The 13,879-nt window shown below is 63.1% G+C and carries 11 protein-coding genes; 4 read left to right on the top strand and 7 right to left on the bottom strand.

Annotation, left to right across the window (positions count from 1 at the left end; genetic code table 11):
* Positions 1-42: 42 nt before the first annotated feature.
* Positions 43-1,476, top strand: coding sequence for an amidase (locus DBV08_RS08790; RefSeq protein WP_124567181.1), 1,434 nt, complete (start codon positions 43-45; stop codon positions 1,474-1,476).
* Here DBV08_RS08790 and DBV08_RS08785 read toward each other — a convergent pair.
* The 4 genes from DBV08_RS08785 to DBV08_RS08770 are packed head-to-tail and all read right to left on the bottom strand — an operon-like array spanning position 1,473 to position 3,448.
* A complete protein-coding gene (locus tag DBV08_RS08785; protein WP_124567180.1) occupies positions 1,473-2,111 on the bottom strand; it encodes a DUF5701 family protein in 639 nt (212 codons plus the stop codon). The two genes, DBV08_RS08790 and DBV08_RS08785, sit on opposite strands and share 4 nt — an antisense overlap.
* Before the next feature lie 10 nt (positions 2,112-2,121).
* Entirely contained in the window at positions 2,122-2,766 is a 645-nt protein-coding gene (locus DBV08_RS08780; protein ID WP_124567179.1) for a TetR/AcrR family transcriptional regulator, read from the bottom strand.
* The gene (locus DBV08_RS08775; protein WP_124567178.1) at positions 2,754-3,017 is read right to left on the bottom strand and encodes a hypothetical protein; all 264 of its coding nucleotides are present in this window, start codon (positions 3,015-3,017) and stop codon (positions 2,754-2,756) included. The genes DBV08_RS08780 and DBV08_RS08775 overlap by 13 nt, the downstream gene beginning before the upstream one ends.
* Positions 3,014-3,448 carry a hypothetical protein gene (locus DBV08_RS08770; protein WP_124567177.1) on the bottom strand — a complete coding sequence of 145 codons (435 nt, stop codon included), beginning with the start codon at positions 3,446-3,448 and terminating at the stop codon, positions 3,014-3,016. The genes DBV08_RS08775 and DBV08_RS08770 overlap by 4 nt, the downstream gene beginning before the upstream one ends.
* Positions 3,449-3,590: 142 nt before the next feature.
* Between DBV08_RS08770 and DBV08_RS08765 the strand changes: the two genes are divergently transcribed.
* Positions 3,591-4,919 (top strand): diacylglycerol kinase family protein, encoded by a 1,329-nt coding sequence (locus tag DBV08_RS08765; protein WP_124567176.1) that lies wholly within the window; start codon positions 3,591-3,593, stop codon positions 4,917-4,919.
* Here DBV08_RS08765 and DBV08_RS08760 read toward each other — a convergent pair.
* The 3 genes from DBV08_RS08760 to DBV08_RS08750 form a co-directional block, all read right to left on the bottom strand.
* Positions 4,900-6,285 carry an FAD-binding oxidoreductase gene (locus DBV08_RS08760; RefSeq protein WP_124567175.1) on the bottom strand — a complete coding sequence of 462 codons (1,386 nt, stop codon included), beginning with the start codon at positions 6,283-6,285 and terminating at the stop codon, positions 4,900-4,902. The genes DBV08_RS08765 and DBV08_RS08760 overlap by 20 nt on opposite strands.
* A 117-nt stretch (positions 6,286-6,402) precedes the next feature.
* A complete protein-coding gene (locus DBV08_RS08755; RefSeq protein WP_124567174.1) occupies positions 6,403-9,798 on the bottom strand; it encodes a BTAD domain-containing putative transcriptional regulator in 3,396 nt (1,131 codons plus the stop codon).
* Positions 9,799-9,874: 76 nt separating this feature from the next.
* Complete coding sequence (locus DBV08_RS08750; RefSeq protein ID WP_124567173.1) at positions 9,875-11,335, bottom strand: MFS transporter; 1,461 nt, start codon at positions 11,333-11,335, stop codon at positions 9,875-9,877.
* Positions 11,336-11,508: 173 nt separating this feature from the next.
* On the opposite strand from DBV08_RS08750, the gene DBV08_RS08745 reads away from it, so the two are divergent.
* Together DBV08_RS08745 and DBV08_RS08740 are read left to right on the top strand one after the other, a co-directional pair.
* Positions 11,509-12,168, top strand: a complete 660-nt coding sequence (locus tag DBV08_RS08745) for a response regulator (RefSeq protein ID WP_166809926.1) — start codon at positions 11,509-11,511, stop codon at positions 12,166-12,168.
* Positions 12,165-13,853: a two-component system, sensor protein gene (locus DBV08_RS08740; RefSeq protein ID WP_124567172.1), complete on the top strand. Its 1,689-nt coding sequence runs from the start codon at positions 12,165-12,167 to the stop codon at positions 13,851-13,853. The genes DBV08_RS08745 and DBV08_RS08740 overlap by 4 nt, the downstream gene beginning before the upstream one ends.
* Positions 13,854-13,879 lie beyond the last annotated feature (26 nt).

The raw sequence follows: 13,879 nt of genomic DNA, 5'->3' as shown, positions 1-13,879 counted from the left end.
CGAAATTACAAGTGTCTATTGACCTACAAGGAGCGCTGCCCGATGACTGATCTCCACCAACTGTCCGCCGTCGAACTTGCCGGTGTGATCGCCGCCAAGCAGGTCTCGATTCCCGAAGTCACCAGGTACTTCGTCGACCGTGCGACCACTTCCGACGACGTCGGTGCTTTCACGACGATCGCCGGGGAGCACGCAGTCGCCCTCGCCGAACAAGCACAGCGCAGGTTGGACGAGCGGGACGCCGGGCCCCTTCCGCGCCTGTTCGGCGTTCCGACGGCAATCAAAGACCTTGTCGCTACTCGCGGCATTCGCACGACCTTCGGATCGGCGCTCTTTCGCGACTTCGTGCCGGACGCTGACGACGAGATCGTCGAGGCGATCCGAGAAGGTGGACTGATCGACATCGGTAAGACGACGGTGCCCGAGTTCGGGGCAGCCTGTTACACCGAGCCGGAAGTTGCTCCGCCTGCCCGCAGTCCGTTCGATCGCACACGAAGTGCTGCCGGCAGCAGTGGTGGCGCCGCAGCCGCCGTCGGAGCTGGTCTGGTTCCGTTTGCGCAGGGAAGCGACACGGCGGGGTCGTTGCGTTCTCCGGCGAGTACGTGCGGAGTGGTTGGCCTCAAGCCGAGCCGCGGTTTGATCACGATGGGCGTGGCGGGGCATGACAACTTCGGATTTGCGAGCAAAGGGCCGATCGCCCGGACGGTTCGCGATACCGCTGCGCTGCTGGACGTTCTGGCGACGCGACCTGGCGCCGGAACTATCCACCCGGCGCGGCCGAAGTCGTTCGAAGAGTTCGTCGTACAGGCTGGGGGAGTGCGCGCTCGGCCCTTGACTGTCGCTCTAGCGCATGGATCGGTCTCCGGCGGAGTCGTGGATCCGCAACTCTCGGACGCTGTATCGAAGGTCGGCAGTGTTTTGGAGAGCTTGGGGCACAACGTGTTCGAGCGACCTCAAGCCCGCGATGATGTTTTCGTCGATGCGTTCGTCAAGATGTTCTCGTCCTTGGCCGGCACCAAGCCGATCCCGGAGGAGTACGAGCACCTTCTCCGTCCGATAGTGCAGCACTTGCGAGTTCAAGCAAGCGGGGTGCCGTCGGGCGATCTGGCCGCGGCAATCGGAATTGTTCAAGCCTGGGCGCGGCGATGGAGCCTCGACTACGCCGACGCCGACCTTGTAGTCACCCCGACGGTGACGAAGCCTCCGCTCGCGATCGGGGAGTTGCGCAACGACGAAGATCCCGCGACCGAATTGATCGACATGGTTGCATTCACCGGAAACACCGTCGTCGCCAATGCAACCGGTTTCCCGTCGATCAGTCTGCCACTCGGTTGGACGGAAGACGGCGTTCCGCTCGGTGTGATGATTTCGGCGAAGTGGGGTTGCGACGCGGAATTGCTCTCTGCTGCTGCAATGCTCGAGGCCGAGATGCCGTGGAAGGATCGGTACCGATTCGACCGCGCAACCGTGCTCTAGTTCGGGAGCGGTACCCGGTCGCTCGCCGATGCGAACCCCAACCACGTGTGGCGGTTGCCCCACCAGCACCACCCGACCTTCGGGGCGTTGCGGTTGTCTTTGCCGTCGCGACCGGTTCCGTTGCTGATCCACACGGCGGGAGTCCTGGTGTCGAAAGATCCATCGGGCTTGCGCAACCGGGAACCGATCGTCATGAAGCACTTTCCGCGTTCGAGGACGTCGGGGCGCTGCAGCAGCCAGTGGATGCCTTCGGTGAGTGTCAGCGGCGTCCGGTCCGCCTCGACGATTGCAGGCAGTGCTTCGTCCGGGCTCCAATTGGCCAGGTGATCCCCGCGGTCGACTTCACCGAGCAGATACATCGCGGTGTCAGGCAACGCGGCAGGCTCGGTAGGAGCGAACAGATCGACGTCGGCCATGTCGACGACGATGAAGCCCCGCTTGTTCTTGTGTTCGAGCAGTGAAGCCAAAACAGAAGCTGGAGCGAGTCTTTCGTGCACGGTAAGCAGTCCCACATCGCCCTGTCCGGCTGCGGCGGCTGCCCTGACGTCGCCCGCAGAAAGTCCGGCCATCTCGTGTACCCCGAGTTCGATCAATCGCTCGGCCTGCTGATCGATGGGCGGGAGGTCGAAGTGCATACCTGCGATCCTACCGATCGTGAGCAGGCCGATCGGTGGGATCGGCGGTGAGGGAAGTCGGCCACGAGACGCCCAACGCGCGCATGATGAACGGGACGGTGGTTGCCACGACGCTGTCCACTCGATCACCGGCCATGAGCATCGGCCGTCGGCTCTCCACGCAGGCGAGGATGAGTTGCGCCGTAGCGCCGGCGTCCGAATCGACAAAAGTGCCAGCGTCGATACCTTCCTGGACGAGTTGTTCGACCAGATCAGACAGGGGGACAATATGTTCGAGGAAGTTTTCGCGATCCTGCGCTGACAACAATTCGGCCAAAGCGATTCCCGTGAATCGCTGCAGTGAGAACTCGACGAGTGTCAGTTTGACGAGGATCTCGATTCGGTCGACAGGATTCTCGCGATCCGCGAGTTCTCGTTCGGCCAGGAGCAGGAATCTATCCATCTCGCGGGTGGACCACGCAAGCAGCAATGCAGATTTGTCGGGGAAGTAGTTGTACACCGCTGTCCGCGAGACGCCGGCTGCCTGAGCCACGGTCTGCAGCTTCACGTTCTGCCAGCCCTGCTCGTGAAGTTCGTGAATGAACGCGTCCAACATGGCTTCTCGGGTAGCAATCTTGTGCTCCGCAGTTGTCGCGCCACCGGTCAGCTTCGGCATGGTCGTTCCTCCTGTGTCTGATTCACGGTCACGGGGAGGTCGAACAGATCCGCAACAAGGCGTGGATCACCCTGCCACATCGAGACGGGTACGAGCATCATCTGCTGCGCGATCGAGCGCACGGATCGACAGACCTCTTGCTCTTCGGCGGCGGTGAGGGTCGTGCGTTTGCGCAATCGCTCCATCTCCGCGGCAGTCAGATCAGTGATCCATTCTTCGGCCGCAAGCGCGAGGGGTGAATCCGGTGTCACGGCCGATCCAACTCGGCACTGGAGAACCGCGAAGTCATCACCGACAGCATGATGACGCCGACGACCGCGACGGCGTGTGCCGCCGCCAGCCAGAGCGACTCGGGTGCATGTTTGTGGAGAGTCGGCGCCATCAGCATGGCCATGAGGAGGGCGAGACCCGACAACATCGCGGGGCCGTCGGGTCGGCCGACAAGCAGGCTGACCAGAAGAACGAGCGCCACGACACTGCACACCACGTCCACCGTCGGGTAGGTGGCCGGCGCGACTCCGCGGACGGTGTCGGTGAAGTTCAGCCCGGTCGACACCAATTGTGCGAGGCCAGTCGCGCCGGCCAGCCAGGCCATCCATCGCAGCCCGTGAAGACCGGCTTTCCGCGCCAAGGTCAGAGGCTCCTCCGAGGATCCCCATGCTGCGGACGTCGGTGTTGTCATGGGCCTTCTCCTTTTTATGACGAGGTGTCGTCATAAAATAGCAGTGCTCGTTCGTGGGATTTCTTCCGGTAGGTGACTGGCCTGCGTCGAAGGGATAGCGTCGAAGTACCGGCCGAAATGACAATCGCGGGGAGGTGGTTCGATGACGACCCCTGCCCACACGGATCGGCCCTCGTCGAAACAGAGTTGGTTGGCACGTGCGGCATTTGCGGCGCTGGTTCTTGCAGTTGTGGTGCTCCTGATTTTCGCCGGACTGAAGACCTTGACCATGCTGATCCTGGGGATCGGTGGGGTGGTCGTGTGCGTCGTAGCGGTGTACTGGTTTCTGACCACCCGCGGATTTCTCCGCTGGATCTCGTTGGCCGTGGCGGTTCTGACACCGATCGTGGTGCTCGCCTTCCTGGTCCGCGAACGACTCCTGTGGGTGGTGCTGCTCTCGATCGGGTTGTTCGTCATAGCCGGTATCTGCGCTCGCACCGCTTTGGAGGGGGAGGAGAAGGAACTGCCGGTAGTCGAGCGACCGGCGCCGCCGCCCGTCAAGCCTTTCTTCGTGATGAACCCGAACTCCGGCGGTGGCAAGGTCGAGAAGTTCGACTTGAAACGCAAGGCCGAGGAACGGGGAGCCACGGTCGCACTGCTCGAGGGGCCGGAGAAGATCGACGTGACGGCCCTGGCCAGGCAAGCGGTCGCGGACGGCGCCGACCTACTCGGTGTTGCCGGTGGCGACGGAACTCAGGGGTTGGTTGCCGCTGTTGCGGCCGAACACGACCTGCCCTTCCTGGTCGTCAGCGCCGGGACGCGCAATCATTTCGCCGCGGACCTGGGTCTCGACCTCGACGATCCGTCACGGTGCCTCGACGCTCTTGTCGACGGCGTCGAGATCACCGTGGATCTGGGAAATGTCGGCGGTCGAACCTTCGTCAACAACGCATCGTTCGGGGCATACGCCGAAGTTGTCCAGAGTCCGGAGTACCGCGACGCCAAGACCAGCACCTTTCTGCAGAAACTCCCGGATCTGCTCGCCGGACGTGCGGGAGCGGTGCTGACCGCGCGCTCCGCAAGCCTGTCTGCCGTGGGCCCACAGGCTGTGCTGGTCAGCAACGGACCGTACGAGATGAACGACCTGGCGGGGCTCGGCCATCGGCCGCGATTGGACCGGGGCACTCTCGGCATCGTCGCGATCTCCGTCGGCAGCGCCCGCCAGGCCGTCGGGTTGCTCCATCGGGCACATCAACACGGTCTGGCTCAGGGCACCGGATTCGAGGTGATCGTCGACGCCGACACCGACGAAATTCCGGTCGGCGTCGACGGCGAAGCTCTGGTGATGCGCACTCCGGTTCGGTGCACGGTCAGCCCGCAGGCACTCCGCGTCCGCGTCCCGAAAGATCGTCCCGGGGTACGCCGCCCCAGGCATGCCTGGGATCTGGTCCGATTGCGAGAGTTGGCGAAGTTCACGAAATCCGGCGCATGACCTGGCCGACGGCCAGAACTCCCTGTGGGTCATGCGTGTTCGCCAATGCGCTGAGCCAGTGAGCGGTGTCCTCGTCGTAGGTGCGGGCAATCTTCTCCGGGTCGACGCTCGGTGCGAAGTTGGGGAGAGCGCACCCGTTCGTCCAGGGCGCCATTGCGCGACTGAGAGCCTCGGCGTGCGGGACAACCGCGTCCGACATCGGTGGGGCGAGAACGCCGACCGTGAACAACGTGAAAGCGGCATCGCGATGACAGAAGGCGCTGCGGTGCTTCGGTTCTCGTGCGAGGGCGCCCCCGAGAAGACGTAGTTCGACGACTGTTTGCGGTGAACCGGACCCGGGGCCGACAGCGGCCAGCAGTGCGTCGACAGCCTCGTGTGACAGGTCGGTGGTCAATGCCGTGGATTCGTGCGTCGGCATTGGGTCGACAGGATCGGCATGCACTGCCCCGACGGCGGCGTACGGCAGCACGCCGACTGTGTCGATCAGTGGTGTTGCGACTGAACGGATTCGGTCGATCAGTGGCGTGGCATCGGATTCCTCGGCAAGACTTGCGAATCTGACAGCGAAGGTGAGCCTGCCGGCCAGCGGCGGCGGAACCTGTGGAAGGGGCGGAAGTTGCAGAAAGGCAATCGAGGTCGAGCTGTGTTCGGGCAAGTCGGCGCACCAATCCAGCCACGCGTGGGCAACCACGCTTGCATCTGCGCCGTCGATATAGAGCGCGCCGCCGTAGAAGTGAGTGATGGGTAGTAGGTCGATCTCGATGGTTGTGACGATTCCCAGAGTGGCCTTTCCTCCGCGTAGCCCCCAGAACAGTTCGGCATGTTCGTCGGGAGTGACATGAATGAGTTCACCGCTGCCGGTGACGATGTCGAATGAACGGACGTGATCGGAGGACAGTCCGTACGTGCGCACCATCGGGCCGATGCCGGCACCGGTGAGGAAGCCGGCGACTCCGACGGTGGGTGAAGAACCTGCCAGGGGCGCCAAGCCATGGGGAGCGGCGGCGTCGATGACGTCCTGCCAGATCAAGCCGGCGCCGATTCGGGCAGTGCGGTTTTCGGGATCTATGACGCACTCCGTGAGCCTGCCGGTGTGAACGAGCAGAACGTCGTTGCCGAGGGGTACCGCGCCGTGGCCGGTGCGCTGAACACCGACGCGCAGGCCAAGCTTCGCCGCGAATCGCACAGTCGCAACAATGTCCTGCGCGTTCTCGACAGCCACCACGGCACCGGGAGTGACCGGGACCGCAACATTCCACGGAGTCGCCAACTCGTATCCCGTTTCACCCGGCAGGGCGACGGAGCCGGTCACCTCTGCGCGCAGTGATTCGGCCGCGGCGTCGAGCGTGGGGGTCTGAAGGTTCATGGCTTTCCTTTCCTCATCCGTCTTCGGTCAAGGGAAGGATGTCCGAACGCGCTTGGGTGGTTCTTGACGTGCGTACTCGAACGAATCCAAGTTTTGTCCAAGCACGTTTTTTGCTGTTCAGGGCATTATCGATCGCGCCCGGGCAGCTACACCGAGCATGCCGAGTGCCTCCGATTCCGTCGCAACCTCCGTCAGCTCCCGTTCACGCTCGGTCGACGGCTCCCGAAGTTGGGCCCGTAGCAGTCGGCATCGCAGCAGTGTCGGTGCTCCTCTGGAACCGCCGGCGACCTTCTCGGCCCGATCCAGAAGAGTCGATGCCTGCTCGACGCGACCCAGCAGGGCATGTAGTCGTGCGGAGGCTTCGGCGACCGAGCCCAGTTCGCCGACATGGCCTACCGTTGCGATGCGGCCGGTGTGCGGCTCGAGAAGGTCGATGAACGTGTCGGCGTAGTCGACCAACTCCAGATCTGCGACGATCCGTGCGAGTAGTGTCTGGTGCCCGAGTGTTGTCCATGTCTGCGGCCCACGATTGATCAGCCACTTCCTGATGCCTTCAGAAGCGGCCTCGAGCTCGCCTCGGGCGGCGTCGATGGCGATGATCCACGAATCAGGTTCCACCACACCAGGGTCGGATTCTGCCAACGCACCTCGCTCCCATTCCAATGTGTTGAACGCCAGGTCTGCGCTACCTGCCGTGTACAGCTCCGTTTGCAGGTGGATTTGCCTGGCCGTCTCGTACTGCCGCCGGGCTTGCGCGAAGTCTCCGTGCCATTCGGCGAGAGTTGCTTCCATCCAGCGTAATTGGACGCGAACCACCGGGAGCTTCAGAAGCTCGCATCCGATGATCCCCTGCCTGAGGTGTTTGACGGCGGCATCGACATTGGCCAGATTCATCTCCGTCATGCTCGCGACGGCGTGTGCGACGACGCTGTCGACACGCGATTGTTGGTGCGGCAGTTCGAAAAGCTCGCGCAGTAGGCGCATCGATTCGACGCTGTGCACCGCGACTCCGGAGAAAAGCAGAATCCGTCCGAGCAAGGCGTCGGCGATCACATCTGGATCGTCGAGTTCGCGGGCGATGTCGAGAGCGCGGGCACTCCATCGATTCGGGATCTCGGCATCGGGGTGGTAACAACTGCCCACCGCCAGTGCAGCGAGAACCCTTGCGTGAGCTGCTCTGTCGTTCTCGATCAGTGGCTCCACCGCCGCGAGCCGTTCGAGCAGTGGCCCTGGATCACGTCCGTACGAAACCCACGGCCAGGCTCCGGCTGCGCGAAGTAGCGCGCCTGCCAATCGCCCGACTGCGGAAGTTCGGTCTTCCCGAACAGCCTCGAGGAGACCGGCATTGACGACGTCGAGAACCGTCTGCCCTCGACCGGCTCGGGCAAGAGCCTCGACTCTGGCCACCAGCAGGTCATCCCGATCGTCGGCCAATTGCCGGGATGCCGGAAGTAGGTCGAACGCGCGGACCGCGGCCTCCCACCACTCGGCTGCAGTTTCGGAACTCCAACGATCGGTTGCGTCCTGCGCCGCAGCCGTGCACGCCTCCAGAACAACGAGTGGATCGACCAGGGGAAGTGCAGACATCAGATGTTGCGCGCGGCGGCTCAGCCGGTCCGGATCGGAAGAGTGTTCGAGCACTTCGGCAACTCGGGCGTGTATCCGCCGGCGACGAAGCGTGGGCATCGCTTCGAGGACTTCGTCTCGGAGAAGGCCATGAGCAAAGACGTAACCGCCGTTTGCCGAGTCCGCGACGATGATTCGTTCATCAGCAGCCGCGTCGAGATAATCGGCGAGAGTGTCGACATCGAGACGGGTGGCTGCAGCCAGCGTGTACACCTCGATGCCGTCGCCGATAACTGCGGAAACCTGAAGAGTTTGCAACACTGCCGGTTCCACTGCGGAAAGCCGGCGACCGAGGACAGACCGAACCGCGAGGGGGATGCTGTCGCCGAGTCGCTCGTTCTTCGGAAGCCTGGCGTACTCCGAGACGAACAGTGGGTTGCCGCCGGTTCGTTCCGCCAGGGTTCGCGCCTCCGCGTCGTCGAGCGTGTCCCCGGAGACACACTTTGCGAGTGTTGCAACCTCGGCCTGCGCGAGCGCCGGCACAATCATGGTTCGGTTTCCTTCGCCGTGGAGTACGGCTTCCTCGAACTTGCGCACTGCCGGAACGACTTCCGAGTCTCGGAGCGTCGACACGAACCAGACTCTGGCACTGGTCATTGCGCCGACCAGATAGGTCAGGCAACGAAGTGAGGTGGGATCGGCCCATTGAATGTCGTCGATGACGACGGTCAACGGTGCATCTGTCGCCACGGCTTCGATGGTGGTGCGCACCCGTTCGTAGACGGCGAATCTCGCCGCGTCCGGATCGGCGCCGGTCGGCGGCGTCAGTACGACGTCGGCGTCGACACCGAGTTCGCGAACCAGTCGGCGGATCGGCCACCACGGCGGTGTTCCGTCGTCCTCCGGACAACGTGCCCATACGGCGGCTCCCTGGATGGATGTTGTTCTTGTCGAACACTCCTCGGCAAATCGTGTCTTCCCGATACCGGCGGGGCCGGTCAAGATCAACCAGCGAGGCGAGCCCCGGCGAACGTCGTCGAACATCTTGTCGGCGACGACCGTCTGGTCCTCGCGCCCGACGAACAAGCGTGAGGAATCAGTCTCGGATATGGCTGCTACCGCTGGGGGTGAAGTCGGGACCGGAACTTGTTCGGCTCCCGTCCATCCCGGAGTGCGCGGCCAAGCGGCCAATCCCGGTTCGTGGCGCAGGATCGCGCCTTGCAGTGCTGTCAGCTCCCCGCCGGGCTCCAGTCCCAGCTCGGCGTCGAGCCGAGACGCGTGTAATCGAAACTGTTCCAAGGCTTCCGGTGACCTACCCGCCCGATGCAGGGCAACCATTCGGAGCCAGCAGGTCCGGTCGCGGAACGGGTACTCGCTACAGAGTTGAGCAGCTTCGACCAGCGCGGGTGCCAGGCGCCCGAGAGCCAGAAGCGCCGTTATCCGGGTCTCCCGGCACTCGGTCCGCACTTCCTCGAAGGCTGCGGCTTCCACCTCCACCCAGTGCGCGTCGTTCAGGTCGTCCAGAAGCTGCCCCCGGACCGAGGCGAGGGCACGGTCAGCGGTCGTCAATGCCTCCTGCCACCGTCCGTTCTCAGCGTGTTGTCGCGCGGTTTCGGCGTCGTCGAGAAACACCGACAGATCGATGTCTGCCGGAGCGACGTCGAGGACATAGCCAGGCGATTGACGCACTATCGGTGACGCCGTACCGGTTTCGACGCGCAGTGCTCGGCGCAGGTTGGAGATGTACGCCTGGATGCTTGCCATCGCACTCGCCGGTGCGTCGTCGTGCCAGAGAGCATCGATCAGGCGGTCGGTGGAGACGACGCGACCACGGTTGAGCAGTAGGACGGCAAGGACCGATCGTTGTTTTCGAGGGCCCAGATCGATCACGTCGCTCGTCGCCGGCCCGCGTGCGACCTCCAACGGCCCGAGCAGTCGATAGATCATCCGTTTCCCCTCGTACCTGCGGACGCAGGACGGTTCGATTCTAAGGAGTGAAATTCATACATGCAGGACAAAACGGTCAACTAGTTCTCGTCAACACCTGCTCGGATTCCTCGGAAAGAGTCTGGTTGACCCTGGTAGTGCGCAGCGTCGCCGCACAGACCAACGCACCGAGAGCCGCGATGAAGGCAGCGACAAACAGTGCCAATCGGAGTCCACTGACAAAGTCGTCCGGTGATCCGCCGGGCAGTATCGACTGCGCCGGTAGGAAGGCACCGAGCAGGGCAACCCCAACCGCGATGCCGGTCTGTCGGAACGCGTCGTTGATCCCTGCGGCCAATCCTGAATGGTTCGAAGTGCTTTCGCCCAGAACCAACCCACTCATGACGGGGTTGAACACCCCGGCCCCCATACACGCGACAACAAATCCGGGAAGTATCGCGTGCGGCGAACTGGTCACGTCGACGACGGTCATCATGACCAGACCGATGGAGACGAGTAGTAGCGAACACGTCAATGAGACTGAGACGGGGATGCGTCCGTCCAATTTCGCGGTGCCACCGGCGACGACGAACATCGCTATCGTCGCAGGTAGATACACCAGGCCTGCGTCCACAGGGGACAGATGCAGCACGTTCTGCAGGTAGATCGTCGTGTAGACGAAGACCGCGAACAGGGAGGCGGAGATCGAGAACGCTGCGATCTGCGCTCCGGCGAAGGCCCGATTGGCGAGCAGATGCGGGGGCAGCATGGGCTCGGTGGTACGAAGCTCGTGTAGGTAGAAACCGATCAGGGCAGCGGTGGCGATCACTGCGGCGATTACCGGCTGCGGCTCGAACCACCCGGCCTCGTTGCCGCGTAACAAACCAAACACCAGAGCTGCCAGGCCGGTGGACACCAGAATCTGCCCGAGCACGTCCGCGCCCCGAGGTCGAGGATCGCGTGATTCCGGAACCCACCGCACCGTCAGCGCCAGGGTGATCAACCCGATCGGAACGTTGATCAAAAAGATTGCGCGCCAATCCAAGAACTCGGTGAGTAGTCCGCCGACCAATGGGCCGACGGCAAACGCGCCACCGATCGTGGCGCCGTAGGCAGCCAAAGCCGTTGCGCGCTGCGGGCCCTTCGCGAACACGTCCGCCAGCAAGGCAAGTGAGCAGGCGAAGAGTACGGCACCGCCGATGCCCTGAGCGGCCCGCGCGAGATCGAGCACCCAGATGTTCGGCGCGAGCGCGCAGAACAGAGATGTCGTGGTGAACCACAGAATGCCGATGATGAAGACATGGCGTCGACCCCGTCGGTCTGCCCACGATCCGGCACTGAGAACCACGGTCGCCAATGCCAGCGTGTACGCGTCGATCACCCATTGCAGGGCGCTGACACCGGTGTCGAGATCGGATGCGATCGATGGCAGGGCGGTGTTGACGACGGCGATGTCGAGCATGAGCATCGCGGTGCTCACGCACACTGCCAGCAGAGTGGCTCGGCGTACTGCGGTGTTCCGTACTGCGGTGTTCTTCGGGGTGATCGGTGCGGTCATGGCCCGTCCTGATGGTCGAAGGGGTGTGTACTCGGAACACCCTGCGCTCCGACGCTTGGGACATATCGGGCGAAATGCTTGGAACCCACATGGTCGATAACTGCCGTGTTACTCGGAATCGGTCACCACCCGTTCGGTCGAATGCGCACTCTCCCAACGGTTAATCTCTGGTCATGGAGACCAGCCAGTGGGTGCGACGGGTGTTGGTGGTGGAAGACCAACCACTGATGCGTGCGCTCGTAGGTGACACGCTCACACACGCCGGGTTCGTGGTCCATACGGCCGGATCGGCGGTCGAAGCGCTCACGGAGTTCGACGGATTCGATCCTGACCTCTTGGTCACGGACATCGACCTTGGCGTGCGGCCGAACGGCGTCGATCTCGCGAACATCGTCACGGTGAAGGCTCCGCATTGCGCGATCGTGTTCCTGACGAACTACCCCAACGCATCGACAGCGCCAGGTTCTGCGGGTGTGCCGCCGAAATCGCTGTTCGTGGACAAAGCGGCTGTCAAGTCGGCGGATCAGTTGATCGGCGTAGTGGAGGCCGCGTTGACGGAAACCGAGCCACCGACGCTCGGGAGTGATCCGGATTCCGCTTTGTCGAGCCTCACCAGATCACAGCTCGATCTTCTGCGTTACATCTCGCTCGGCTGGTCGAACAGGGCGATCGCGGCGCATCGCGGGTCCTCGATCCGAGGGGTGGAGAAGCTCATCGCGCGCACTCTCGAGAGCCTGGGATTGACGCACGATTCGTCCACCAATCCGAGAGTGCTTGCTGCGAGCATATTCATCCGCCATTTCGGTGTACCCGAAGTGACCGACTCGGTGTGAACCCGCGCGAGTGGTGGCTTCGACTCGGTGATCGGAACATCGTCACCAAGTGGTCCTGGATTCTGACGCTGCCGTTCGCGGTGACCGTGATGGCCAACTACTACCTGTGTACCGGGGTGCGCGAGGTCGGCGTGATGGCAGTCGGCGCCTGTGCGACCCACTGCATTGTCGGGGTGATGCTGCTGATTGCGAGGGCTGTCCTTGCAGCACACAGATCGCAGCTCGCAGCCCTGGCCCTGTTCGCAGTGATCGGCGCGATCCGCCCGTTCGTCCTCGACGCGATCACCCGCGCGCTCGAACTCCCCGTCGACCCCAGACCGATGCTCGTCCGGGTGGCACTCAACGTCGTGTGCAGCGTTGTCTTCTTGTCGTTGACCGCCGTACTGGTAAGTGCTCTCCGTGACCGCATCGCGCTGCAACGGAGTTTGAAGGTTGCCGGGGCCGCCGTCCAGCTCCAAGAGACCCGCGATCGATTTCGCCTCGACCAAACCCGTGCGCAGTGTCGGAGAGAGCTCGAGCGCAGTATCGAGACAGTCATGCACACGGTTGCTGAAACGGAACTCGAGGGAGTGCGAGGGGCCGCTCTCTTGAAGCGAATCTCCGACGACGTGGTTCGCCCGATGAGTCATCGACTGTTCCGGGAGATTCCCCCGATCGAATCACCGACGCCGGGTGTGCGGCTGACGGCGAGAGATCGACTGATCGGCGTCGTACGCAGCGTTGAACCGGCGCCACTGTACGTACCGGTGTTCGCGTACACGGCACTGGTGACCGTCTACCTGCTCGCGACTTACGGCGTGACGTTCACGGCGGTCCAGCTCGGCGCCGGTTTCTGGATCTTTGTCGGTGGCAATGTGTGCGCCCGGCGCATCGTTCGGAACGGAGACGGCCCCCTACGACGGATTGCAACTCTTGCCGCGGTGTACTGCTCGAGTGCGCTGATCAGCAGTGCCGCGACGTGTCTGCTCCTGTTTGCGTTCGGCTATGTCCCTACTTTCTACCTCTCGTCGATGGCCGTCTACCCGTTGGTTGCGTTATCCGTCTGTCTGATCAGGGCTGCGGATACGCAGCGTCAGGACGAGGAGCATCAACTCCGCAGCGCCCTGAGTCGGCAAGCGCTCGATGCAGCTCGTATCCATTCCGAGCTCATGCACACCCGACGTGGACTAGCCAGGTTGTTGCATTCGTCGGTTCAGAGCGAACTCGTAGCGGCCGCATGGACTTCAGGGGCCGATAGCGGTGTCGATGTTGCAGAGACCATTGCCCGAATTCTCGACGGTTTGGAAAGCGACCTGTCTGCGTCTTCTGATCAGCCGGCTGACTCCGATGCCCGAAAGCGCATCGATGATCTGGTCACGGTGTGGCGCTACGCAATTCCGCTCGTCAGTCACGTCGACGACGAAGTCTGGCCCGTGATCGGATCAGGCTCCGCTCGGCTCGACAGCGTGGTGGAGATCCTGTCGGAGGGACTGACCAACGCCGTGAAACACGGTGAAGGAGGGCCCGTCTTCCTCGAGGTGACACTTTCCGATGCTCGGGCTGTAGTAGTGCGAATCAGTTCGCCAGGTCGGCTGCCGGCGGCACGGGATTCGGGGATCGGGCTTGAATCGCTCGCCGGTACGGTAACGTCCCTCGAACTTGTCGAAGAGGAAGACCAGGTGGTTCTCACCGCCGTGCTTCTGTGACACCGTGAGTGGCAATGTCGTGGAGA

This window comes from Rhodococcus sp. KBW08, from assembly GCF_003852455.1.
GTDB classification, from domain to species: domain Bacteria; phylum Actinomycetota; class Actinomycetes; order Mycobacteriales; family Mycobacteriaceae; genus Rhodococcus_F; species Rhodococcus_F baikonurensis.
The sequence above is the reverse complement of the archived record's forward strand: the minus strand, read 5'-3'. Positions and strand labels throughout refer to the sequence as shown.